Below are 24,997 nucleotides of genomic sequence, written 5' to 3'. Positions count from 1 at the left end.
ATTCATGCGGCGAGAATGAGGCACCTTCTCCCGCTGGGCGGCAGCGACAAGAAATTCCTCAATGAAGCCGCACACCGCCCTCTTCGGTTGACCACAGAGCGAAGGAGACGCGATGTCCGGAACAGATTTTACGGAGAGCCCCGACTCCTCCACCTCCGCTCTCAGCGGGAAAACCGTTCGCTCCGAGCGCCCGAGAGCGTCAGAAGATCGGCGGGAGCGATCTCCAGCGTCCGGTCGGGACGTCCGATACCGCAGTAGACCGTGGGAACGGAAGTGCCGCGAGGACAACACCTCCTCCCCGAACGTGGAACGCCACGGTCTTTCTTAGCGAGGCGCGACACGTCGAACCGAAGCGCGTCCATCGCATCCGCCACCGTCCGGGTGGCACAGTGCTCATGCAGGGCGAAGGAGACAGCACTCTCCTCCACCAGGCGCCCCAAAAGACGGAACACCCCATTGTTCTGCGCTTCGCTCATGTGTTGTCCCGCCTCGTTCTCCGACAGAGTCGTCTTCGCCGTCTCACCAGGAGGCGGACACTTCGCCTGATTCATGAAGAACGCTTCCTCTTCCGTTTCCGTACATTTTTTGTACATTCGAACACCACGGCCGTCGTCCCTCCGTGACGTGGAAAACCCTGGAGTTGTCGGATACCGACGTTTCCCATGCAATATTCATTCTGGGAGGCGGTTATGTCCGTCCACGCTCAGTGTATCATTTTTTGTGTGCTTCGTAAGGATCTCAAAAAATACACAAACACACGGAGCCCTCTTTTTCGAAGGCTCCGTACATGAGGAAATCACTCCCGGATACGACGATGTTCCACACCGTCCTCCACAGAATGGAGCGCTGCCTTTCAGGTCCGCGCCGCCCGGCGATCCCTGAGTTCCCTGTCCTTTTTATCCCGATCCAGCTCCATGAGAACCCGCACTTCCTCATTGGTCCGCCAGAGATATTCCGGAGGCAGATAGAGCATCTCTTCTTCCTGTCCCGTGGAATACTGGATGAGAATGCGCCCGCTCTTCCCCGTCTCCACACTGTTCACATGGATCTCCCGATCATCCCGCTCCAGATCGAAATAGATCTGCACATAGAGATGGCACAGCTCCTCACAGCGCTGTTCGAGAATGTTCCTCAGGCGACAATACTCTTGGAATTCGTGCAGTTCCACGTCTCCTACTCCTTTCTTGCATCGCTATGATAAATATCTACCTTGAATAATACCATGTTTTCTCTTTCTCCGCCACTCCTGTCTCTCCACAGAAGAAGGCACACGGACGAAAACAGGCCGTGCCGGATGGGAAATGCCTCGTGCTACAATGAGCCGTGGAAGCAACATCGTCAACAAAAGGAGAGATGATCATGCACAGGGAACGTCCGGAGAACCCGCGCCTCCCCGAACTGTTCACACGGCGTTTTCCCTCCGCCGCAGAGACTCCGGTCCCTCCACGGAACAGTCTTCCTGCCCGCGCACGAGGAAGGGCTCCCATTGCATTTCTCCTCGTTCTCGCGCTTTCCGCCGCACATCCCGCCGCAGGCGAAACGGCGCCGACGGCAACGGAACTACCACCCCTTCCGGAAACACTGACAACACAGCCCGCGGTCTCCGGAGACCAGGCACCGTTTTCTCTTTCCGAACCTCCTCAGGAGCGCGTGGATGCCCTGCTCTCGCCCGACATCTCCGGAGACGGAGATGAAGCCGTTTCGCCTGCATTGGAGGATGGGCGATCCGAGCTTCCTCCCTTACCGGAACAGCTCGCTGCCCCCTCCGAAACAGCCGTTTCCGAAGAGGTTCCGGCGTCCCGGAAGGACACGCCGCCCGTGATCTCCCCGGACGCGCCTTCCGAGACGGGCGTGGAACTGCCGCCCCTGCCGGAGCCGGAGTCCTCGCCGACTACCGTTCCATCCCCGGCGGAGGACGTTGCGTTGCCAGCCCTTCCCGAGATGAACAGGTCTCCGGACGTGCCTCGACCGACGGAAGGCGTGGGCCTTCCTCCTCTGCCCGAGGGCGGAGCCCCCGATCAAACCACACTCTCCGGAGAGGCGGAACAGGGGGTGCTCGTCCTTCCTCCTCTGCCACCGCTCCCCGAAGGAATGGGCGACCCCTTCGGCGTGGCACTGCCGCCCATCCCCACCACGGTCCCCGAGGACTCCCGCCCGGGACTTTCCGACCAGATCCCCCTTCCTCCGTTGAGCCCCTTCGAGGGGACCTGGGCTGTGCTCATGAAGGCGGACACGTCCTACGGAAAAGCCTCGGAGGCCTTCCGACTCCTCACGCTCCGCCTCGAAGGCGAGCAGTTCCGTGTCCTCACCGGGGACGGCGCATCCTTCTCCGTGAAACCCGCGGGAGCGGAGAGGCTCGAGGGCGTACTCTCCACCACGCAGGGGGAACGTGTGACGATCCGCATGGACCTTCCCCGGGGCCGCCAGGACCTCACCGTCTCGCTGCTGCGGAGCGGCAAGGTGATCGTCACCCTCTTCGCTCTTCCGGAGGACATGGGAAGTCATCCCATCCCGGGAGAGAACGCACCGCTGCGAATCGCCCGGGAACGCTTCCGGACCGCCTTCGAAGACTACCTGACCATTCTGCGGGGAAATGCGCAGGGAGACGCGGAGGGAGCGCGCAAGAAGGCCGTGATGGAGTATCTCACGTTCCAGGATCTCGCGACGCGGCGCTAGAACCGGCGGAAACCGGCTATTCTGAGGAAGCCCTGAATAAAGACCTTTCGCTTTCCCTTGACTCGGGTCGCATCAGGCTCTGCGAGGCGCCCTGCGGGGCTGACGTAGCCTTATTCAGAGATTCCCTGAACGAAAGACACCGGAAGCGCGGTTTCCCGGGAGAACGCGTCAGGAAAGCGCTTCGGGGACGATCTTTCCGGGGTTCAGGATGTTGTTCGGATCGAAGGCGCGTTTCACCCGCCGGATGAGTTCCACCTGGGCTGGATCGAGCACCGTCGTGATATAGTCCCGGCGTTTCAATCCGATGCCGTGCTCGCCCGAAATCGTCCCCCCCAGGTCTCTCGCCGCCGCGTAAAGCTCCCGGAGCGCTCCGCAGAAGAGGTCGTGCCAGTCTGAACGTTTTTCAGGGAGCATGAAATTGATGTGCATATTGCCGTCGCCGATGTGGCCGAAATGCACTCCCTCGATGCCCCATCTGTCGGTGATCGCCGCCGTGCGCCGCATGAGTTCCGGAACGGCGCTGGAGGGAACGGCGATGTCCTCGAGACAGCTGTGGGCGGAAAAGGCCATGATCGCCTCGGCGAGGCACTTTCGGGCTTTCCAGAGCTTGTCCCGCACGTTTCGGTTGTCCGCCACGAAGACCTCCAGGGCTCCGTGGGCGAAACAGAGGTCGCCGACGCGCTCGTATTCGTCGGCAAGCATCTTCGGATCGTTTCCTTCGAGCTGGACGATGAGATGCGCTCCCGCGTCGTCGTGGGGAAGACGAATGTTCAGATAGCGCTGGGCAAGGAGAATGGAGGTCCTGTCCATGAACTCGATGGAGGACGGCACCACCTTCGCCTCCCGGAGAATCCGGGGAACGAAGGACACGGCGCTCTCCGTATCGGGAAAAGGAATCAGAAGATCCACCACCCGAGCCGGAAGGGGAAGGAGCTTGAGGACGATCTTCGTCACCACCGCAAGGGTTCCCTCGGAACCCACGAGCAGATGGACGAAGTCGTATCCCGTCACGTCCTTGCGGCGCTTGCCTCCGAACCAGGTGACGGAGCCGTCCGGAAGCACCGCTTCGAGAGCCAGCACCGAGGCACCGGTGGAGCCGTATTTCACCACCTTGTTTCCCCCCGCGTTTTCCGCCACGTTGCCTCCGATGAAGGAAGCATCGCCGCTGCAGGGGTCTCCCGCGTAAAGGAGCCCCGCCGCACGGGCTGCCTTGGTGATCTCCGCCGTGACGATGCCGGGCTCCACGGTGATGGTGAGATTGTCCGTATCCAGTTCGAGAATGCGGTTCATCTTCTCGAAGGAGAGCACAATGCCGCGATGCAGGGGAACCGCCCCGCCGGAGAGTCCCGTTCCGGCGCCCCTGGGCGTGACGGGAATGCGCCGCTCGTTCGCCAGAGCAAGAACGGCCGCCACATGCTCCGGAGATTCCGGAAAGACCACCACCTCCGCCACGTACTCGCCGTCCCAATACCCCCGATTCACCTCGTCGTAGGAATAGACCTCGCGCTTTTCCCGATCCGTGGACACGTTCCGCACGCCCACGACGGATTCAAGCGCTGTCAGAATTTCCGGCGTCACCTTCGCGTAGTTGTCCATGTCAGCTCCTCTTTTCACACTCAGGGCTCAGTTTCTCCCCGTCGCAAAGAAGACTTTCCCGTCCCGCTTTCCGCGGCGAAAATGCATTTTTCCGCCCCGACGCCTTTCAACGCGCTTTTTTCTTTTCCATTGTACGCCCACTGGAAGGCGCGTAAAAGGACACTTCTGCGATTTTCAATGCTGCCTCGCGGCGTGGAACATCGATCACCCCTGGAGGAAAAACGGAATTCTCAAAGTCTCACGGTGTATAAACCGCGTGTTTCGGAAAATCGACACGGACAAAGCAACGCGAAGAGCGCCTGCCGGAGGCGAAAATATCATTTTACACGCAACGCATACAGGATAAAAACCATAGGGACGTTTTTCGCTGCACAAGTAACATTTTCCCAGCATGATTTTTTATAATGGCAGCGATACATCTTCCACTCCTGTCGTCTCTCCGGTCTCCCGACTTCTCCGCCATCCCCCGGGGACGACACTGGCAAGCGTTTTCGACCAGGCCAAAGAGAGCGGTGAGACATGAAGGAAAGAGATGTGAGAGCTTTCAAGGCATTTTGGTACAGCGACAGCATATCCGGATCAAACCTGTGTGAACGAGAAAAGGAGATGAGCGATCATGGAGAACATCCAGACACTGAGAGGCGGACGTCTCCGTGTCGTGTCGCGTCCGTTCGAAGGAAAGGGCTTCTCCGAAGCACTCCCGGCAACCCTTCTCCTTCTCTGCTGTGTCGTCGCCCTGGTTGCGCTCTGCGTGAGCCCGGCTTGCGCGGACAACGCCTTTCTCTCCAGACCAAGAGTGCTCGTGGACGGCGAATGGAAAACCTTCACTTCCGGCGCTTTCGATCCGGCGGCGGTGACCAAGACCGCCTTCGACATCACCATCAGCTACCATGACACCCTCTCCGCAGACAGCATCCCCCCGGGAGATCCCAAGCGCACCCGCGCCCAGGAAGTGGAAGAGGTGATCAAGTTCTGGTCCGACGCACTCTACGAGCAGTCCAACGGCCAGCACATGCTCGGAACAGTCTACATCTATCAGGGTGGCTCCTTCGCCGACAAGGCGTCGGTGGTCTGGCAGGCGGACACGTGGCCCACGGGAGCCATCGCTGGCTACGGCAAACCCGGACAGCACATCAACTTCGGCGACGTCTTCGGAAGCAACACCTTCGTGGGAGTCGCGAGCACCCCCACGAGCCGAGCGGACGGAGGCTACACCCTCGGTCACGAATCGGGGCATTTCCTCTACGGGCTCTACGACGAATACGTGGCGACCTACACCAATCCTCCCCGAAGCTGGCCCTGGTCGTCCGACGTCTCTCCCGCCGGCCCGTCTCTCATGAACCGCCAGTGGAACGCCACGTCCGAGAACGAGGTGAAATGGCTGAACCACTCCACGGCGAACATCTACGTGGCGAGCACCGACACGGCCCAGAAACGCATGTACGGCAAGAGCTGCTGGGAAGTGCTCCTCCAGGATCCCTCCTCCGACGGCGTCAGCGGCGACGTGGTCGCTCCGGGGCGGGTCCAGTACGCCTTCGCCAATCCTCCCGCCTCCCCCGATTGGTACACCACGGCGGTGACGCCGGGAACACACCTCGCCGCGGCCCAGGCGAATCTAAAGATCGTCTGGCTCACCAAGGCCGCCATGGTCTACCAGATCGTCATCGACAATTCCGGAAGCATGGGCTCCGACCCCTTCACGCCGGAAGCGCCGAGCCCCCTCGACTACGCCAAGGCGGCGGCGCGGAACCTCGTGGAATCCCTGCCCAAGGAGAGCGCCGTCGGGGTCGTGCGTTTCGACGACACGGTGGAGCAGATTTATCCCATCACGTTCATTCCCTCCGACGACGTGGGCGCCCGGGCCGTGAAGAACACGGCGAAGGCCGCCATCAGCGGCCTCGCCCCGGGCAACATGACCGCCATCTACGACGCGGCCTCCACGGCGCTCGCGAATTTCCTCACCTACAAGGGGACCGCGAGCGGGGACGTGCTGGGCGTGACCTATCTCCTCACCGACGGATCGGACAACAGCTCCACCAAGTCCATGGGTGAGGTCATCGCGGAGCACCAGGCCGCGAAGGTGCCGCTCATCACCGTCGGCTACGGCTCGGGCGGCATCGGCAATTCGGCCCTCACCCAGCTCGCGGACGAGACAGGGGGACAGTACTTCGCCTCTCCCACGAACCAGACGGAACTCCAGGAGGTCTTCTTCGCCGCCCTGGGAAACTATTCGGACACGGTGAACCTCGGCGCCGTGGAAAAAACCCTCGCCGCCGGAGGAAATGACGTGGCGACCTTCCTCGTGGACGGAACCCTGGGCGGCGTCACCTTCTTCGTGAGCTGGCGCGGCGCCTCTTCCGACGCGGAGATCACCCTCCGAGATCCCGTGCTCGGAGACGTCACCGCCTCGGGAGAGTACCAGGAAGAGGGAGGAATCGTGGACTACACCGCGGCGATTTCAAATCCCTCCGCGGGGACATGGCGGGTGGAACTGCACAATCCGGGCTCGCAGAGCCTCGAAGTCTCCGTTTCCGCCACGGGGCAGCCCGAGACGGGAACAGGCTTCGGCCTCGTGGTGGGGCTTGCCGACGGAGGCAGCACCGTGACACCCCCTGATCCGATCCGCCTCCTCGCCCGGGCGAGCCGAAACGGCATCCCCCTGCGGGGAGTGACCATGGAGGCCACACTCACCGCACCCGACGGCACGACCTCCCCGCTCACCCTCCGCGATGACGGGACCGGAGGAGACGCCACGGCGAACGACGGTTTCTTCTCCGCCATCCTCACGAGCTACCAGGAGGGAAGTTACAAAATCAACGTCACCGCCTCGAATTCCTCGGGAGCCGCCGTGGAAACCTATCGGAACGGCTCTCCGTCCATTCCCGGCCCCGGCGATGAGGCGCTCGTCTTCTCTCCCGACGGCGCCACCGTGGCGACGAACTTCCTTCGCACCACCTCCTTCCAGGTGAAGGCCGAGGGAGGCGTCATCCCCTCCGGAACGCCCACGCCTACCGAAGGCCCCACCCCCACCGCTTCGCCCACACCCGGCGGCGGTGGTGGCGGTGGCGGCGGATGCTCCGCGGGAAGCGGATTCCACCTGGCACCCCTGCTGCTGCTCCTTCTTCCCGCGCTCTTCCTCCGGAGACGGTAGTCTTCTCAAAAACGGCACCTCGCGAACCGCATTTCCCCGAAAAGGCGGAGAGAAGTCCTCTCCGCCTTTTTCTTTCGGCGCATTTTGGGCGGAGATCTCTCGGAAACCGGCTCCACCTCTGTTTCATTTGGACCAGCCGCAACCCGCCGCCAGAGAGGCATGGACGAAGGAACCGGCTCCACCTCTGTTTCGTTTGGACGTTTGGTTGGGGAAATCTCTGAATAAGGCTACGTCAGCCCCGCAGGGCGCCTCGCAGAGCCTGATGCGACCCGAGTCAAGGAAAAGCGAAAGATCTTTGTTCAGAACTTCCTCGGGTTGACATTCCAAGGCGTTTGGAGGTGTCCTCGTGCACTCAACCCGGCCAGGCGGAACAAGACGAACCGGTCTCGCCCCGATCGCTTGAGGAGTCGTGGATTCAGGGACCTTTCACGGATGTGATGTGGAGAGAACAGTGCACTTCGATTTTTATTTGATTGACTTTGTCAAGTTTATTTGCTAGGCTTCTTCGCAACACCTCAAAAAGGATCGTTCCGTCTTTCGCGGAAAGAACGGTCGAGTTTCATGCAACCATAGCCCGGAACAACAAACACCCCGGCGGGGAGGAAGAGGCGATGCCACATCTTTCTGGGGATGCCGTGGCGGGCATCCGCCGCTTCAATCGGTTCTACACGAACATACTGAGCCTGACGAACCGTTTTCTTTTGGAGAGTCCGTTTTCTCTCGCCGAAGCGCGAGTGCTCTTTGAAATCGGCCACCAGGAACGATGCACCGCCAGGGACCTGTCCACGCTTCTGCACCTCGATCCGGGCTATCTGAGCCGCATGCTCTCGCGCTTCTGCCGCATCGGTCTCGTGGTCAGGGCGCCGTCACCTCTGGATGGACGAAGTACCGTTCTCCAGCTCACTTCGGACGGCAAAAACGCCCTGGAACAGCTCGAAGCGGCGTCGGATCGGCAGCTCGGAACCCTGCTGGGACACCTGTCGCCACGGGAAATGCACCGTCTTCTCCTCTCGATGGGGGCCATCGAACACCTCCTCGACGCCGGAAGCGCTCCGGAGCCGGACATTCGCACCTTCCTTCCCGGAGACCTGAGCTGCATCGCCTCCCGTCACGCCCGTCTCTACGAGGAAGAATACGGTTTCGACGCGACGTTCGAATATTACGTGATGGCGGGCATGGCATCCTTCCTGAAAGATTGGAGCGGCTGCGGCGATCCGCGCCGAAAGGGGAAGGGAAACGTCTGGGTCGTCGAACAGGACGGCCTCTTCGGAGGCTCCATCGCGGTCGTCGAAACGGAGGAGAAAACGGCCCAGCTTCGTTGGTTTCTTCTGGAGCCTGAATACCGCGGCAAGGGGTTCGGGAACCGTCTTATGGAAAAGGCCGTGAACTTCTGTGCGAGCGAAGGATACGAACGAGTCTTTCTCTGGACCGTGTCCGACCTGCTGGCGGCACGACATCTCTATGAAAAATGGGGATTCACACTTATGGAGACGAAGGAGCACTATATCTGGGGGAAAACCCTTACGGAGGAACGCTGGGACAGTGTTCTCTGACATCCCTGCACACACAGGACGCTTCAAAAAGGCGGCCGGCACCCCAAAAACGGTGCCGACGAAAAGGGGAAAAACAGAATCCGGAGAATCACAAAGAAAGAAAGGAGAATGACTTCGTGCTCTCTCTCGTCCGCGGAGGTCCATGGCTTCTGCTGCTTCAAGGAAAAAAGGACGCACTGCAGCGGTATCTTGCGGATGTCTTCTCGGCGGAGATCCACAGGAACCACGGAATTGCGGAGAAAACCCGGGAGGGACAGACCGTCGTCTACCTCGTGGATGCTTCGGAAGGAAGGGCGCGTCCTCTCTGGGACATCGAGCTGGAGGAGCCATCCCTCGCCGTCTGCAACGCCTCGCCGGGGGAAATTCTCTGCCATTTCGTGAACGACGGCCTCGCCCATTTCCTGGCGGCGGCGTCCCTTCTCCCCCGGATCCTGTTGTTCCGGCTCTGCTGCACCTGCCCGGACACGTCCTCGCTCGTGGAGGAACTGGGAAAGGATTTCCACGGAACACCGAGCACGCTCAAGGAGCTGCTCCGCTGGACCCCCTCGGAGGGAACCGTGGTCTGCTTCACTACAAAACCGCTGAACCGCCTTCTTCTGATGCGGGAACTCCTCGATCAGGTGCTGGTGCTCCCTCTGCCCTTCGACGAGGCCTTCCGCAGACTCCAGCCAAGGGCTCTGGAACTCTTCAACGAGAGCATGGGCAACAAGGACTGGAATGAGGTGCTCATCCACGTGTACGACAAGTTCGAACGCTACGAAGAGCATCTCCGGCGGGTGGAACTCGTGCTGGAGGCCCACCAGACAGGATTTGTCCTCGGAGAGGGATGGGGTACCGACACGGCGCACATTCTGCTTCCCGTGCGGACCTATCGGCTGCGCCTCCTCACCTTCCACGCCCCGGAAAGGATCAAGTCTTTTCTCATGGGACTGGAGTACTCCGCCGAGGGAGAGCGCTTTCTCGACATCGACCTCTACTGCCGCCGCAGGAAGATAAGCTGGACCGACTCGGACAGGCGGAAAGGAGCATCCCGGGAAGCGTTGGGCAAGGACCTGCGGAAGGAATTGCTGGAGTCTCTTCCGCCGGAGACGAGAGCGGAACTGGAATCTTTGGAGAAGCGACTTCTCTCCGCTCCGGAACCCTCCGGCGGTGCCGAGGTTTCCGGAGCGGTCGGCTGAAATGCCCTATTGCGCCAGAAGGACCATGGCCTCGGCGAGAATCTTCATTGCAAGGCGCATGCGGTCCAGGGAAATTCGTTCGTCCGCCTGATGGGCCAGTTCCGGTTCATCGAGAAAACGGGTTCCGAAGGCCACCACGTTCGGCAGCCCCTTCGCGTAGGTCCCGCCGCCCATGGAGCGCGGCGTCGCGTCGAGGCCGGTCTTGCTCGTGTAGGCCTGTTGGAGCTTGCGCACAAGCTCGGATTCGACGGGGAAATGCACCGCCGCCTTTCCCCGCACGTTCTCCAGCACAAACCCAGCTCTTTCCACGGAAGCACGCAGGGCGGGAACCACATCGTCGGCGGTGAACGTCACGGGATGGCGCACATTGAGGGTGAGATCGAGCACGCCTTCGCCGGCGCGCTCGCCCCGGGCAGTCCAGAGAGCCATGCCGAGGTTCACCGTGAGTTTTCCCGAGACGGCGTCCTCGAGAGGAACCCCCAAAGAGGTTCCGTCGGTCTCCTCACCGAGAACGGCGGCGAAGTCCCGGGCACACCGCGCCACCTCGCCGTCCCCGGGAAGCGCGGTCAGGAGCAGCAGCAGGCGGGCTACGGCGTTCTCTCCCTTCTCTGGCGTGCTGCCGTGCGCCGCAATCCCCCGGGTCCGCAGGAAGAGCACCGTCGTGTCCGGTTCCGTCGCCGGCTCGGTGCCACTCTCAAGGCTCCATCCCTTCGCGGAGGCCTCGGCGGTGAGAGTCGCGAGAATATCCCGGGCCTCGCTGGAAGGAACGAGGAGACGCGCCTCGGCACGATCGGGGACCACGTTGGGCGCGCTGCCGCCGAGAAAAGAGAGGAGTCTGATCGCGCCGTCCCCGCGGAAGGTTCGCAGCAATTCCATGTTCATACCGCCCTTTTCCGCGTTCACCAGGGGAAATTCCGCGTCGGGCGTGAAGCCGAGCACCGGAAGCTCCTCCTTCGTCACGTAGTGGGCCACGTCGGCGAAGCCGCTCTCCTCGTCGCAGCCAAAGAGAACGCGAATGCGTCGTTTCAGGGGTATTTTCAGATCCCGGATGGCCGCCAGGCCGAAGAGAGCACCGAAGATGGGGCCCTTGTCGTCGCCGGTTCCCCTTCCGTAGAGAAAGCCGTCCCGTACCACGCCCTCGAAGGGGGGAACGGTCCAGCCCGTTCCCTCGGGCACCACATCGAGGTGACCGATGACCGCCACCATCTCCTCCCCTTCGCCGTACTCGGCGTAGCCGATCATGCCGTCCACATCCACGGTGCGGAAGCCGAGAGAGGCCGCCGCACCCAGAGCATGATCCAGGGCCGCCCGCACTTCCACACCGAAAGGAGCACCCTCTCGGGGCTCACCCTTTACGCTGGGAATGCGAAGGCTTTCCCGAAGCACCTCCAGATAGGCGGGAAAGAGCGCGTCGATGCGCTCGTCCAACGCCGTCGCCACCTGTTTCATTCTGCCGTTTCCGTTCGTCACAGGGCACCTCCCGCTCTTCTTCCGTTCCGGACCTCTCCAGCCCGGCCAGGTCCATCGATGCGATCCTCAGGAACGACCGAGATGCTCCACGGCGCAGCGCAGAAGTTCCGGCGCCACCCGGAGAGAGAAATCCAGTTCCAGCCGTTCCGTATCCTTGTGAGCGTCCTTGCCGGCGGGACCGATGTTCGCCACGGGGACGTCGAGCCGCAGCAGATCCTCCAGAGGAAGCGAGTAGAGCTTCCCCCATCCCGGCATGTTCTCCGCGAGCGCGGCAAGCGCCTCGGGCTCTCCCTGGAATCCGAGAAAGCTCATGTCGGTGATGCCACCGAAATACTCCACATAGGTGATCTCCTCGCCGAACTCCTCGCGTCCTTTTGTCGCCACCGCAGCGAGAGCGGCGAGAAGAGCGTGCTCCTTGTCGGAACGGCGCAGATTGCCCCGATGCGGATAGTAGGGGGGCACGAAGCCGACCACCGCCAGCGGCCCCTTGAGTCCTGAGAGATTGACCACCTCGCCCATGAGGGCCAGCGCCCGGTCCCTCTCGTCCATTCCGGAAGGAAGAGCGGCGAGAAACGCCTCTTCATACGCTTCCAGGCTCATTCCGGCGGAGGCGTTTTCCCTGTCGTAGATTTCCCTTGCCAGGGCCCGCACGTCCCGATAGGTCCGAACCAGGCACTCCCGCCTTTCCGAAGTGCCCCCCCGGAGCGTTTCCTCCGTAAAGGTGCGGAACGCCTCGTCCCCGAAGGATTTCGCGTTCTCCCGAGCCTGCCCGAGCGCCTCCGCCAGGGCTTGCCCGGCGAGGGCGGTCATCTCCTCCAGAACCTGCGCTGGCGTGCGGGAGAGCGTCATGACGTTAAAGTACGCCGCCGCCCGCTCGGGAAGCGTGACGGAGTAGATGTCCCGAAGATCCTTGAGCTTGAGACACGTGGGAGGCGTGAGCGCCTCGGTACCGAGGCGCTCCACGAACCGTGGATTTCCCTCGAGAAGCCGCACGAGACGGGACGCGGGAAGAGTGGCGTTGAAACCTCCGAAGTATTCTCCCACGTGGGCCTCCTTGCCGAGAAAGAGAAAGGCAGGCATGATCTTTCCCGCGGTGCCCACGAAATACATGCGCCGGGATGCGTTCCCGCCTCCCTTGCCGCCGCAGAACCCCGCGTTGGAGGGTTCACCGTCGATGCAGGCCAGATAGTCGAGCCCTCGTTCGCGGGCGAAGCGCACCAGATGCGACACGGAGAGACGCATGCCCGCGGAGTTGTTCTCCTCGTCGGGAACGGCGAGGAAGAGCAGGTTCACTCCCAGCTTTCCCGGATCGGCGGCATACTCCGCCAGCAAAGCAGCCTGGATGGCGAGACCGCACTTCATGTCCATGACACCCCTGCCGAAGAGATAATTCCCCGATGCCAGATCGCGAGCGGCATCCTCCGGAAGGGGAACGTCACCAATCCGACGGGTGTACTCCTCGGCGTCGAAGGCCCAGGTTTTGAGCGCTCCGCAGACGTCCACGTCCACCACGTCGTAGTGACCGGTGAGAATCACCGTCCGCGGCGTTGAGGGAACGGCCTCCACGAAGGCGAAGAGCGACGTGCGACGAAGCGGGTCCCCTTCCAGATCCGCGAGAAAGAGGTTCTGCGGCTTCTCCTGAAAATAGGGAAGCTCCGCCAGCCGGTTCCTGAGAAATGCGGCGAGCTGATTCTCCCCGGAGGGCGAGGCGGAGACGCTGGGAATCCGCACGAGATCCAGCAGCAATGTGTAGATGCCTTTTCGGGTGTTCTCCAACACGATGCATCACCTGCGTTCCGGCGGGGGTTTCCGTCTGGCCGGTCACTCCGAAGAGTCCCCCTCGTCCGGCAAATTTGAATGAAACACGGAGAAAGAGCCTGTTTCCGGCACCCCGGAGCCAAGAGCCACACATGACCCACATGTTCCGGGCTGACGCCTCGAAGTATAGCATTTCGAGAAAAACGGGAGGGACCTTCCAAAATCCTCCGGGCGTTTTTCACCCTCCGGCTGCGGCAGGCCGGCTACTCTCCCGACGGAGCCCCGCCGACCGAACACACGCATCGAGCACAAAAAGGCACTCCCGGGCACGTGCGGTTCATCGCCAGCAGGCAGTCGTCGGACACAAGAAAAACCTTTCTGCACACCCTGGCGCACACCACTCTTTCCCCACATCTCGACACACGATCGCTTCTTCTCGCCATCTCCGGCCCGAAACCATCCTGTTCTTTGAGCGATCCGGCCATCACACGATTTTGTCGAAATTCCGTCAAATCACGGAAAACGACCTTCTCACAAGCAGATGAGTCCCAAGACTCTTTTCAAAAATGCCTTATGGATCATAATGCTCCTTGTTTCCTCAATCAAACTATCCGGAAATTCTTCGTTCGTTCGTCTCCACGCCACAGGGCGCACGTCATCGGAGAATGAGGCAGAGATCCCGCCTTTTCTGGGACCTCGCTTTTCCGAGCGGGTACGATGACGGAAGAAACGCGAAAAAGCCGCCCTCGGCGGGACGGCAGTGGCACGCGCAGCAAGAGGTGACATCTCATTTCGGAACTGCACGACAGACCAGCCTGTGTCGAGACGATCCATTCTCCCCGGAGGGATTCGCCGCACCGTACCCCTGGGACGGCACGAACACCAGGACCCGGGGAATACCACTCCTGTTCCGCCCCGGAACGAGGAGATGTTGTTCCTGCCTGCTTCGCACTTTTCGAGGCATCGCCGCTTCCCATGGCTCTCGCCGATCTCGACCTCGCCTTTTCCCTCTGCAACGGCCCTTTCGCGAACCTTCTCGGCGCCGCCTCGCCGGAGGCAATCCGGGGAACGAGCGTCCTGGAATTCCTTTCTCCGGAAGAACACCGCGCTACTGCGGAACGAGCCGAACGCATTCTTGCAGGACATGCGCTTTGCGATATTTCCTGCAGCATTCTCCGTCGGGACGGCACAATCCTCCCTCTGAAGGTCTCCGTCTCCGCCGTGCCGAACCTCGAGGGCATTCCCACGTGGTTTCTGGTCGCCGCGCGGGATATCTCGGAGGAGCTGCGGGCCACGCAGGCCCTCGCCGAGAGCGAGAGCCGTTATCGGTCCCTTTTCGACACCATGCACAACGGCTTCGTCCTCTTCGAGTTCCTCCCGGGCGAAGGCGGCGCTCCCGACGATTTCCGCATTCTCGACGCGAACCCCGCTTTCCGGCGCCTCACCGGGCAGAAACCGCAGGAGAGGAGTAACGACATTCTCTTCTCAACCTTCCTGGAGAACAGACTCGGGGACACCACCCTCTTTCCCCATCTCCACGAACTTTTCTGCGGCGAAAAAGGCGACCTCGCCCGGCGAACGCACCTTCTGTTCGAACAGATGCGGCGCGTCGCACGAACGGGAAAACGGATCTCCGGAGAGACGCCCCTTCTGGGGGGATGGCGCTGTTTTGCCTACACGCTCTATCGCCCCCAGGCAGGACGGGTCGCCCTCATTCTGGAGGATGTGACGGAACGGAAACTTCTGGAGGAAAACAACCGTCGGCTCATCGGTCAGCTCGAACGGGACGCGAGCATGGACACCCTGACGAACGCCCTGAACCGGCATCGTTTCGACAAACTTCTCTCCCTGGAAATGGAGCGTGCGCGAGAGCACAGCCGACCACTCTCTCTGGTCATGGTCGATCTGGACAACTTCAAGGCCATCAACGACAGCCGGGGACACCTGGAGGGAGATCGCATTCTCGTCGCCGTGTCCGAGCTGGTGCAGCGTCACATCCGCTCCTCGGACATTTTCGCCCGGTGGGGCGGAGAGGAATTCGCCGTCCTGACCCCGACAAACGCCTCCGATGCGGGCACCCTGGCGGAACGACTCCGCAGAGAGATCGCCTCGCTGGACGCGGGAGGCGGCATGCCCGTCTTCGCCAGCTTCGGCATCACCCAATACAGACGGGGAGAGAGCGCTTCGGAATTTCTGAACCGAGCCGACCAGGCCCTCTATGCGGCAAAGCGCAAGGGGAAGAACCGGGTGGAGTGCCTCGACCAGAGCACATCCCGGTAACACTCCCCCTCGGAGCACTCCTTCAGCGGTTTTCTCCGGATCCGCCCGTCTCTTCGAGACGCAGCGCGTCTCCGGGGCGCAGCACACCGCCTCGGACGACTTCGAGAAAATATCCCACCTTCGGCAGTAGACACCACCCCCGGTAATCGTAAGAATGGGGTTCGTCCGCTCGTTTGCCACGCTCCCTAATCCGGAGAACCGGCGTTTCCTCGGGGCCTTTGAGAAGCGCTCCGAGCGGGAGTTCCTCCGGAAGCCCCCGAAGCCTCAGATTTTCCGCGAGACTGCCCGGAGGAAAGGGAAACCCCGCCTCCGACTCCGCCGCAGCCACGTCCTCCTCCCGGAGAAGGCTCACATGCCTGTCGGAAAAACCCCAGTGTGCATCGTTTCGCAGCCCCTTGCCCGCGTCGAAGAGCCCCTCCTCCACGGGCGACTTGGGATCCTTCCGGCGAGCGCTTGCACACACGCTGGCAACGACGATCCTGTTCATCGCTTTCCCCGTCCTTTCCTCAATGTTCGCAACCTCTGAAATAAGGCTACGTCAGCCCCGCAGGGCGTCTCGCACTGATGCAACCCGAGTCAAGGTAAAATGGAAACGTTTTTTTCAGGGCTTCCTTACCATTTTCTCCACGTTCTTCTCCGGAAGACCCCAGAGACGTACCACACTTCGCCTTCCGGAGCAACCGTTCACGATAAAAGCCGCCGCCCCAAAAGGAACGACGGCCTTGGCTCTTCTCCGAAAAAACGTGCCCAACCAGCGCGGCGCCTGATACGGACAGGGTATGTCGAAACCTCCGAGGTGTAGCTGGAGTCCAGTCGCTACCGCGGGCATGGACCTGTTGCTCAACCACAAAAAGGTACTCCCGGGAAAGTGCGGCTGACCGCCGCAGGCGGCGGCCGCACCCCACGAAAATCCTTTTGCGCAGTCGGAACGCACACAACTGCGCGAAACACCGTTCTCCTCTCACCGGGAACAAGCGCCTCCGCTACACTCCCGTTCCGCACTCCGCCGCTTTGGTGAGCAAAAGAGAAAGACCTTCCGCGAGGCGGTGCAGCTCCTCCCCCAAGGGTTTTACCGGGACCTCTCGTCGGGCGATGCACCGCGGAATTTCTTCAACAAAGGGAAACCGAGCAAGAAGCGGCCAGTGGCGCTCCGCACAGAGTTCTTCCGTCCTGTGGGCACCCTCGCGGGAAAGGTCCGCCTTGTTGAGAACAATGCCGAAGGGAACGCGAAAACGCCCGGCCAGCTCGGCGATGCGCAGCAGATCGGCTCGGGCCGAATCGGTGGGTTCCGTCACCAGCAGGGCCACGTTCGCACCGGCGAGGGACGAGATGGCAGGACAGGCGATTCCGGGAGGTCCGTCCACGAGGAGCACCGAGACGCCTTCTCGAAGCGCCGTCTCCCGGGCCCGCCGCCGCAGGAGCTGCACGAGTTTTCCCGAGTTGGCCCCTCCGGGCCGGAGACGGGCATGTTCGAAACATCCGAGAACGGTGCGGCTCCGGAAAAGGCGCCCCTGCACGACGGGAACGAAGGACACGGCTTTTTCCGGACAGACCAGGGCACAGACGCCACATCCCTCACAGGCAAAAGCATCCACCTGGGCACGTCCGTCCCGAACCGCGACGGCACGAAAACGGCAGGCCACCTCACATCGGCCGCAGCCTGTGCAGGCACCCGGATCGATTTCCGCGCGAAGACCGCTCTCGAAGGGCTCCTCCTCAAGAATTTCCGGAGCGAGGAGCAGCTCCAGGTTCGGCGCGTCCACGTCGGCGTCGCAAAACACCTTCGCTCCCGGAAGGACGGCACCGAGAGAGGCGGTGATGCAGGTCTTGCCCGCGCCGCCCTTTCCGCTCAGAAACACGATCTCCCGCAAGACACTCATCGGGAACGCTCCTTCAGCTCGGTCCAGAGAGCACCCATGGCACTCCGCCAGGCCTCGTCCACAAGGTAGGGAGGAATCCCCGAGGCATAGGCCTCCGCAACAGCGCGGGAAAAGGGGAAACGCGCCACCACGGGAATGTTTCGCCTTCGGCAGAGTTCCTCCGCGCCGCCGTCCCCGAGGTCGCTTCGGTTGAGCACCACCATGGCGGGTTTTTGCAGCGCTTCCGCAACGTCCAGCGCAAGAGAGAGGTCCGCCGCGCCGAAGGGAGTGCACTCCGTGACGAAAAGCGCCTCCGAACACAAGTGCAGGGCCGCCACGAGCGAACAGGACGTTCCTGGAGGGCAGTCCACCACCAGATCACGCCCTTCACCAACCGCCACGGCGAGCAGTTCCTCCAGAACGGGGACAGGATTGGCCTGCCCCACGGAAAGGCGCCCTTCCAGAACATCCCTGCCCCGTCCGCGCCCTCTCGTCATCCACCCCACGGGAACGCCTTCCTCGAAAATCGCCCCTTTAGGACAGACGAGCGCGCAGGCGCCACAACCGTGACAGAGATCGTTCACCCGGGCGGGGCCTTTGCCGAAGACCAGCATGGCGGAAAAACGACACGCATCGGCACAGGCGCCACACCCGTCGCAGCGATCCGGATCGACCTGGGGACGGGGAATACGGACGGGAGCGCTCTCCCGCTTCTCCCAGTCCAGAAGACCGCCGAGATTGGGACACTCCACGTCCGCATCCACGGCCAGAACCCGATCCTCCGCAGCGAGGATCAACGACGCGGCGACACAGCTCTTGCCTGTTCCACCCTTGCCACTGGCGACGGCGAGACGAAAGGGCACCTTCCGCCGCTCCTCAGGAAGCGTGATGGGAATGGTCCCCACAGGTGCCACTGCCGCTGCAGAAACTTTCCGTTCCGGAAAGCGTTCCCGAGAGATACGTCTCGAGCACCTGCTCCACATTCCCCGAAGCACCCACGACAACCCGGATGCCGCTCGCCTCGAAAAGACGACGCGCCTGCTCTCCCATGCCTCCCGCGACAACACAGGTCGCTCCGAGACTCGCAAGCCACTTGGGCAGGGCACCCGGCACATGCCCGGGATTGGGGTGCTCCTCTCGGGAAAGAACGCGACCATCCTCGATGGTCACCACCAGAAAAACCGGGGCATGTCCGAAATGAGCCGACACCAGTCCCCCCTCAGTCGCGAAAGCCACCTTCGACGTCATCGTCACGATCATTCCTCCGTTTTCCCGTAACTCGCCATACGGCTCCGCACCTGGTTCAAGCGTTGCTCCAGGTATTCCGCCTCCTGCTCCAAGGCGTTGCGTTCCACCTCGGAAGAAGGCACCCACTGGGACAGTGGCATACCACCACCCCAACCGCCTTGGGCCCGAAAGGCTCCTCCTCTGCAGAATCCTCTCCGAAATCCCATACCGCAGGGTCCACACCCCCACCCCGTGGCCGGCCCCATTCCGCGTGGACCTGTTCCGTTGCGTCCCGGCATGGCTGCACTCCTCCTTTTTTGATATTGAAAATCTATATCAATAATAAGGCGGATGTCAACATTCGTCAAGGACTTCTTCCGCATTTTTTCGATGCCCAACAGGGAAAAATCCCCCGCCGAGAAACAAAGACGCGGAAAGGCTCCCCAAGAGTCTCGGGAGCCTTTCCGTCGTTCTTGCGTCCGTCTCTCTTCAGGCGAGCTGCAGTATCTCCCGGAAGGTCGTCGCCAGAGCATCGAGAGAATCTCCCTGGGCGAGATCGGCGTACTCCTCCAGCCGGCCCTTGTCTCCCAGGCGGGAAATGAAAGGATCCCAGGGAAGACACCCGAGAACGGGAACGTTCCATTTTTTTGCAAACGCGTCGAGATGGCTGGGGCCGAAGAGTTCGATGCGCTCCTTGCACTTCGGACATTCCGCGAAGGAGAGGTTCTCCACCATGCCGAGAAGCGGCACGTTCAGCATTTTCGTCATGTGCATGGCCTTCTCCACGACCATGAGAGAAAGCTCCTGAGGAGAGGTCACCACGAGCATGCCATCCAGCGGAAGACTCTGCATGACCGTAAGGGGCGCATCGGACGTCCCGGGAGGAAGATCCACGAGGAGGACATCCAGCTCGCCCCAGAAAACGTCCTCCCAGAACTGGCGCACGAGATTTCCCACCAGAGGACCGCGCCATATCACAGGTTTTGCGGGATCCTCCAGGAGGAGGTTCACCGACATGACGCAAATGCCAAGCTCCGGCGACCGGGGAGGGACCATGCCCAGCGGTGAACCTTCCGGAAGAGCCCGTATCCCGAGGAGTTTCGGAATGGAGGGACCGGTGACGTCCGCGTCGAGAATCCCCACCTTCTTCCCCTCTTTCGCCAGCGCCACGGCAAGGAGTGCCGTGACGGAACTCTTGCCCACGCCTCCCTTGCCGCTCCCCACGGCAACGAGCCGGCGCACCGAGCCCTTTTCCTTCTTCGGGGGCAGAGAACAGGTCTCGGGTGTTTCGTTGCAGGTCGCCGCCTCAGGGCAACCGGAACAGGACGATGCAACAGAATCGGACATGAAAGAAGAACCTCCTCGATGTGTGATGTCTACAGCGGCATCTCCCGCAGTTCTCCCGCGAGAAACGCCCGGACGGCCCTCTCGGCGCTCCACGCGTCGCCGAAAAGCCCCCACGCATGCATACCCGCCGCCGCGAGTGCGGCCCCGGCCTTCGGACCGACCTGGGGCAGGAGCACGTCGGTCACTCCCCGCTCGGCGAGCTTCCGTACCATGGTGCCTCCGGCGCCCGAATCGACTCCTCCTTCGCCGACAAGGGCTTCGGAAAAGACCCCCTCGTCGGAGAAAAGCAACACGAAGGGAGCGCGCGCAAACCGGGAAGAAACGTCGCTCGATGCATGGGCTTCCTCTGCGGAAACGGCGATCATGAGACATCCTCCTTTTGATAATGACAATCTCTATCATTTACCACAGAGACTACCCCTTTCCCCGAAATGCGTCAAGCCCTTCCAAAGAGCGATAGTGCTCTGACGCGGAGCACTCCGGGCAGCTCCCGCTCCCTCCACGACGCAGCGCCCTCCGGAGTGTTCCCGGAGGGCGCTGCGTCGTGGAGAAAGATCCCTTTATGCAAACTCGCCCCTGAAACGCCTTCGCCGGCAGAAAGGGCGCATCGGCCCGGCACGATCACAAAAAGCGGGGCCGGGCGACGCGTCTTCCTCACGTCGTCCGGCTCGCCGGCATTCCTCGCAGATTCCGGCGAGCTGCACACTTTGCGGGACAAGGGAGAATCCCTTTTCGGCGACCCATTCCTCCAGGATTTTCTCCTTCGCGTCCTCCTGCTCCAGTCGTGTCACGGCACCGCAGACACGGCACCGCACATGAACATGTACCCCCTTCTCGGAGAGAACGAAGCGGGAGAACCCCTCCCCCAGGTTCGTCTGATGCAGAATGTCCATTTCCTCCAGGATCAGGAGCGTGCGGTACACCGTCGCGAAACCGACGGAAGCATCCTTCTCGTGAACCTTCGCGGCGAGATCCCGGACACTCACCGAGGCCTCGGCGTTTTCAAGAAGCGTCTCGATGATGATGCGGCGCTGTTCGGTGAGGCGGCACCCACGCTCCCGGAGCAGTTGAAGGTACGCTTCCACCCTCTCGCGGACCATGTCGTCCGTCATGGCCGCACCTTCTCCGCGTGGGACCTTTCGTGGGCGAGAAGCCACTCCTTGCGCCAGAGTCCACCACCGTATCCGACGAGCCGACCGTCCTTGCCGATCACCCGATGGCAGGGGACGAGAATGCCCACGGGATTGCGATTGTTCGCTCCTCCGACGGCCCGGAGTGCCCGCTCGTTTCCCACGGCCCGGGCCACGTCCTGGTATGAAAAGGTCTCTCCGTAGGGAATACGCCTCAGAACGTTCCAGACGCTGCGCTGAAAGGGTGTCCCCGCCAGGCACAGCGGAACCGAAAAGCTCCGTCGCGTTCCGTCGAAGTATTCGTCGAGCTCCTGCGCGCAGCGTTCCAAACAGGCGAGAAGCCCTTTCCCCCGCAGCAGAGCATCTCCTCCATTCCGCCACACGCCCTCCAGGGCGGCACCTCTCTTCTCCGGCACGCCCTCCGGAGCGCTTCCGGAAAATCCGAGGAAGGTCACTCCCTCGACACATCCCCGTATCTCGAGCACCCCCAGAGGGGACTCGTAAAACAGCTCCGTGCCATGCCCGTTCCCGCACATGGCCTCCGAAGACGCCGTCGAAACGCGCTTTCCACCACGTGCAGTATCCCTCATGGCCTCGCCACCTCCTCGATGCATTTCCGCTGCAACGACGATTTCCGGGAATTCTCGCGCTTTCCGTTCACCGCCCTCACTGCCGGCGCATTCCGAAACCTCTCCGTTTCCGGGATGGCGCTTCGGGCGACGCAGACGCTTCACGGGCGGCGCGTTTCCATTCTTCCACCTGCAGGTCATCCTCCATGCCGAGATCGTCCACACCGGCAAGATTCTCCACGTGATGACGGATCTCGTGCCAGGCGGTCTCCCGCAGTTCCTCCTCCCACACCTCAGGCGGTTCTCCGGCGAGCATCTCCCGAAAAGAACCATAGTAGAAAACGACACGGCTTCCGAGGGATCCCTCGGACACATAGTGAGCCAACACGAGATACCCCTGGTCGGTCATTCTCTGGGGCACGACGAGAAAGCCTCCCGAGAGCCCCCGACAGAGCACCGGGGGAATTTCATCCACCACGCGATGGGCCATCTCCGTGAACGCGTCGAGTGTCACGGTCCTCCCTCCCTCCGGAGCGGTACAACGTGGCGACGCATGGCATGAATGGGCCGCCATGTCTCCTCGCATCTTTCTGTTAGGATAGGACATCCGGGAGCGAACGAAAAGAGGGGAAAGCCCCTGCGTTCGTCTCAGAGAAGCACACAACGCGACGTGCCAAGGCGTAGCTCGGTAGCCCGCATTGAACGCATTGAAACACCGGCTTTTCCAGCGTACTATGGGAGCTTGGAGGCTTTACGAAGCGGGAACGGGCGCGAGCCGGAAGGTTTCCCGGCTGTCGCCGGAACATTCCGAAACCGCCCGGAGACGGGAAAAATTTTCGTTCTTTCGGCTCGAAAATCTCGAAGAAGAAGGTGCCGTCAATGAAGAGACTCGTCGTGTCGCTCTGCGCGCTTCTCTGTTGTTGCGGAGCCGTCCGCGAGGCCGAGGCGCTTCGCATGTCCGTTCTCTTTCCCTCCGAGAGCGGTCGGGTACTGGCTCCCACCCGGGACTTCACCGTCGTCTGTTCTCTGGACAGAGAGGGGAAAACACCGGAGGAAGAACCCTTCAACGTCCGTTTCGAACTCTACCGAGAAGGCAACCCCTCGCCGGTGCGCACCGTGACCAGCGCCGTGGACGCCTCGGGACTCACGCCGGCAGCGGCGATCCTCACGGAGTACGAAAACGGCCGGACTCCCTACACCACTGCGGACATCCTGGCAGCGCCCCTTCCCGATCTGGTGTACGACCCGGCCCGCCCCGGGAGCATCTACGACCCGGCGATTCGGGCGGTGGTGCAGGAGACCTACTGCGCCGCGGTCATCCAGGGAGGACGAACGAAGGATTTCGACAGCACCTACGCCCTTGCCTACACGACGGACCTTGAGGAAGGGAACTACACCCTCACGCTCTCCGCCGTGGGAAACGCGGGAGTGCCGCTCGCCTCCGTGAGCATTCCTCTGGTCTTCGGTTCCGTGCCGGACAAGATCCTCGCCCGATTCAGTCCGAAGAGCCACATGGACAAAGTGACCGCCTTCGCCGCCGCAGAGGGTTCTCACCTCTACCTCGACCCCTTTCCGGGCTACTGGAGCGCCTCGGACCTCCCCGGAGGCGGTTCGCTCTTCTACGAGATCGTACGCCGCTGGCGTCCCAACGATACCCTGGAATACCTGAGCGGAAAAGTCCGGGCCATTCTCTACAACATCCACGCCACAAGCACCAGCCAGGTCGTGGAAATCGGCGGCATGGCCCATGCCCTCCGGCTCCGGGCACCGTCGCTGCTCTGTCACCACTACGACATCGGCGATCCCGCCGTGAGCTACGACGTGGGAGACGGAACCGTCGCCATCCGTCAGGGAACCATCGTCCCCTTCAACACCGACGACCGCCTCGTCCTCACCCGGGCGGAGATCCGGGGAAACGGCATCTCGAACGTGCCCGCCGCGGACTATGTCTGTTCCCCCGATCTGGCGGACAAGCAGGTGGACTGGAACGTCGCCGACGGCGTGGAGGCCAAGCCCGGTCAGCTCGTGAGCCTCTTCGGCGTCGTCGTGCCCATCCAGCCCGCTCTCTCCGACGTGGTGGTCTCCTCCGACGGAACCTACACCGTGAACAACCGCATCGATACGGTACGCTACGCGCTCTTCGAGGAAGGGCAGGAGGTCGTTTCCTTCGACCGCATGGTGGAACTGACCCGTTTCGGCGTCGACAACCGGCCGTCCCTCTACGAATTCCGCCATGACATTCCCCTGTCCGGGGACATCGACGCCCGCACCATCACGGTGCGTCTTTCCGCCTTCGACAGCCACGGAAATGCCGTGGGAGGCACGGAGGAGGAGTTCCTCCTCACCGTGCGCTCCTCCGGAGGCGGCGGAAACAGTGGCGGCGGCGGTTGCAATACCGGTGCCATGCCCTTTGCCCTGCCGCTCCTCCTGCCCGGGGCGTTTCTCCTCCGCCGAGGGCGTGGAAAGCGCGTGCGCACACCGTATCCGAAAGGATGACCGTTGACGGAGGAGACCGATACATGCGCCCCTGACGGGGAGCACTCTTCGGCCTTCTTTCCCGAGATCCCGGGGGCAGCCACGTCGGAACAGCGCACACCCTTATGGCGAGAGGGTTTCTCCTGTCCATTGGGGGGAGAATCTCCAAAAATCGCCACTGGAGTTGAAAAAGGGACCGCAAGACCGCTGACTTCCTCCTTTTCGCCCTTCTGAATGCGGGAAACGGGTTCTATGCGGAGGAGTTCCCCTCTTCGTTCCTCTGTGGATATTTTTCGGGAAGCGTGTTCAGGGCTTCCTCAGGATGACATGATCCCTGTCTCGTCATAAAGAGGAGATTGGGGATTGACATTCCGCATTCTCCGTGATAGAGTGCCACAAAACGATTTCCGGGAGGATTTTCCGTGAACGTACAGACTCTTCTTCGAAACTGGTGGTGGCGGGCTTAACAGCCTGCCGCCCGAGCCGATAAAGCGAACGCCATAGCGCCGATCACCTCAGGGTGATCCGAAGCGTTCGAAAAGGCCGTGGAGGCAGGTCCCTTTCCAGGGATCTTCTTCGCGGCCTTTTCTGTTTGCACTGCAAAACGGAGGAAAGACGCCGCGAGGATGTCTTTCCTCCGTTTTTCTTTTGGATCGGCAGAATGCCGAGCGGACATTTCCCCGAGGGGGATGCGAGAACAGCAGAGCAGAGAAGGGGTGCGAAGGCGG

The 24,997-nt window shown here is 61.8% G+C and carries 21 protein-coding genes; 6 read left to right on the top strand and 15 right to left on the bottom strand.

Translation table 11 applies throughout. From position 1 onward, the window contains the following. Window positions 1–161 precede the first annotated feature (161 nt). Both K349_RS19045 and K349_RS0103845 read right to left on the bottom strand, forming a co-directional pair. Window positions 162–551 (bottom strand): hypothetical protein, encoded by a 390-nt coding sequence (locus tag K349_RS19045; protein ID WP_211240319.1) that lies wholly within the window; start codon window positions 549–551, stop codon window positions 162–164. A gap of 302 nt (window positions 552–853) precedes the next feature. Then, window positions 854–1,168, bottom strand: coding sequence for a hypothetical protein (locus K349_RS0103845; protein WP_026368542.1), 315 nt, complete (start codon window positions 1,166–1,168; stop codon window positions 854–856). Window positions 1,169–1,359: 191 nt separating this feature from the next. Between K349_RS0103845 and K349_RS0103840 the strand changes: the two genes are divergently transcribed. Further along, complete coding sequence (locus K349_RS0103840; protein WP_026368541.1) at window positions 1,360–2,676, top strand: hypothetical protein; 1,317 nt, start codon at window positions 1,360–1,362, stop codon at window positions 2,674–2,676. A gap of 168 nt (window positions 2,677–2,844) precedes the next feature. Here K349_RS0103840 and K349_RS0103835 read toward each other — a convergent pair whose 3' ends face one another. Further along, entirely contained in the window at window positions 2,845–4,272 is a 1,428-nt protein-coding gene (locus K349_RS0103835; protein ID WP_026368540.1) for an FAD-binding oxidoreductase, read from the bottom strand. Window positions 4,273–4,888: 616 nt separating this feature from the next. Between K349_RS0103835 and K349_RS0103830 the strand changes: the two genes are divergently transcribed. The 3 genes from K349_RS0103830 to K349_RS0103820 all read left to right on the top strand — a co-directional run bounded on the left by K349_RS0103830 (window position 4,889) and on the right by K349_RS0103820 (window position 10,154). After that, on the top strand, window positions 4,889–7,423 hold the full coding sequence (locus K349_RS0103830; RefSeq protein ID WP_026368539.1) for a choice-of-anchor X domain-containing protein: 2,535 nt from the start codon (window positions 4,889–4,891) through the stop codon (window positions 7,421–7,423). Between the two features lie 611 nt (window positions 7,424–8,034). Next, entirely contained in the window at window positions 8,035–8,976 is a 942-nt protein-coding gene (locus K349_RS0103825) for a bifunctional helix-turn-helix transcriptional regulator/GNAT family N-acetyltransferase (RefSeq protein ID WP_026368538.1), read from the top strand. A 116-nt stretch (window positions 8,977–9,092) separates the two neighbouring features. After that, window positions 9,093–10,154, top strand: a complete 1,062-nt coding sequence (locus K349_RS0103820; RefSeq protein WP_026368537.1) for a hypothetical protein — start codon at window positions 9,093–9,095, stop codon at window positions 10,152–10,154. A gap of 6 nt (window positions 10,155–10,160) precedes the next feature. Here K349_RS0103820 and K349_RS0103815 read toward each other — a convergent pair whose 3' ends face one another. Both K349_RS0103815 and K349_RS0103810 read right to left on the bottom strand, forming a co-directional pair. Beyond that, the gene (locus K349_RS0103815) at window positions 10,161–11,624 is read right to left on the bottom strand and encodes a Sapep family Mn(2+)-dependent dipeptidase (protein ID WP_051464189.1); all 1,464 of its coding nucleotides are present in this window, start codon (window positions 11,622–11,624) and stop codon (window positions 10,161–10,163) included. 66 nt (window positions 11,625–11,690) lie between these two features. Next, window positions 11,691–13,403 (bottom strand): M20/M25/M40 family metallo-hydrolase, encoded by a 1,713-nt coding sequence (locus K349_RS0103810; RefSeq protein WP_026368535.1) that lies wholly within the window; start codon window positions 13,401–13,403, stop codon window positions 11,691–11,693. Between the two features lie 768 nt (window positions 13,404–14,171). On the opposite strand from K349_RS0103810, the gene K349_RS17765 reads away from it, so the two are divergent. After that, complete coding sequence (locus K349_RS17765) at window positions 14,172–15,662, top strand: sensor domain-containing diguanylate cyclase (protein WP_338022305.1); 1,491 nt, start codon at window positions 14,172–14,174, stop codon at window positions 15,660–15,662. Between the two features lie 22 nt (window positions 15,663–15,684). On the opposite strand, the gene K349_RS0103800 is transcribed toward K349_RS17765, so the two are convergent. The 10 genes from K349_RS0103800 to K349_RS16290 form a co-directional block, all read right to left on the bottom strand. Continuing rightward, window positions 15,685–16,149, bottom strand: coding sequence for an MOSC domain-containing protein (locus K349_RS0103800; protein WP_026368533.1), 465 nt, complete (start codon window positions 16,147–16,149; stop codon window positions 15,685–15,687). 496 nt (window positions 16,150–16,645) lie between these two features. Further along, window positions 16,646–17,542 (bottom strand): ATP-binding protein, encoded by an 897-nt coding sequence (locus K349_RS0103795; RefSeq protein ID WP_051464188.1) that lies wholly within the window; start codon window positions 17,540–17,542, stop codon window positions 16,646–16,648. After that, on the bottom strand, window positions 17,539–18,384 hold the full coding sequence (locus K349_RS0103790) for a 4Fe-4S binding protein (protein ID WP_034264723.1): 846 nt from the start codon (window positions 18,382–18,384) through the stop codon (window positions 17,539–17,541). Before K349_RS0103790 ends, K349_RS0103795 begins: the two co-directional genes overlap by 4 nt. Window positions 18,385–18,397: 13 nt before the next feature. Further along, complete coding sequence (locus K349_RS0103785; RefSeq protein WP_034264720.1) at window positions 18,398–18,769, bottom strand: NifB/NifX family molybdenum-iron cluster-binding protein; 372 nt, start codon at window positions 18,767–18,769, stop codon at window positions 18,398–18,400. An 8-nt stretch (window positions 18,770–18,777) separates the two neighbouring features. Next, window positions 18,778–19,047 (bottom strand): DUF5320 domain-containing protein, encoded by a 270-nt coding sequence (locus tag K349_RS19040; RefSeq protein WP_157367272.1) that lies wholly within the window; start codon window positions 19,045–19,047, stop codon window positions 18,778–18,780. A 190-nt stretch (window positions 19,048–19,237) separates the two neighbouring features. Continuing rightward, window positions 19,238–20,095: an Mrp/NBP35 family ATP-binding protein gene (locus K349_RS0103775; protein WP_026368529.1), complete on the bottom strand. Its 858-nt coding sequence runs from the start codon at window positions 20,093–20,095 to the stop codon at window positions 19,238–19,240. Between the two features lie 29 nt (window positions 20,096–20,124). Further along, entirely contained in the window at window positions 20,125–20,460 is a 336-nt protein-coding gene (locus tag K349_RS0103770; RefSeq protein ID WP_026368528.1) for a NifB/NifX family molybdenum-iron cluster-binding protein, read from the bottom strand. Window positions 20,461–20,655: 195 nt separating this feature from the next. Continuing rightward, the gene (locus tag K349_RS16295) at window positions 20,656–21,207 is read right to left on the bottom strand and encodes a Fur family transcriptional regulator (protein ID WP_026368527.1); all 552 of its coding nucleotides are present in this window, start codon (window positions 21,205–21,207) and stop codon (window positions 20,656–20,658) included. Then, window positions 21,204–21,815 carry a methylated-DNA--[protein]-cysteine S-methyltransferase gene (locus K349_RS0103760; protein ID WP_026368526.1) on the bottom strand — a complete coding sequence of 204 codons (612 nt, stop codon included), beginning with the start codon at window positions 21,813–21,815 and terminating at the stop codon, window positions 21,204–21,206. Before K349_RS0103760 ends, K349_RS16295 begins: the two co-directional genes overlap by 4 nt. A gap of 76 nt (window positions 21,816–21,891) precedes the next feature. After that, window positions 21,892–22,308, bottom strand: coding sequence for a metallopeptidase family protein (locus tag K349_RS16290; RefSeq protein ID WP_026368525.1), 417 nt, complete (start codon window positions 22,306–22,308; stop codon window positions 21,892–21,894). Between the two features lie 365 nt (window positions 22,309–22,673). On the opposite strand from K349_RS16290, the gene K349_RS0103745 reads away from it, so the two are divergent. After that, window positions 22,674–24,290 (top strand): hypothetical protein, encoded by a 1,617-nt coding sequence (locus tag K349_RS0103745; protein ID WP_026368524.1) that lies wholly within the window; start codon window positions 22,674–22,676, stop codon window positions 24,288–24,290. Window positions 24,291–24,997: the final 707 nt, after the last annotated feature.

The organism is Aminiphilus circumscriptus DSM 16581, assembly GCF_000526375.1.
In the GTDB taxonomy this organism is placed as follows: Bacteria; Synergistota; Synergistia; order Synergistales; family Aminiphilaceae; genus Aminiphilus; species Aminiphilus circumscriptus.
This window is presented reverse-complemented; position numbering and strand designations above follow the sequence as displayed.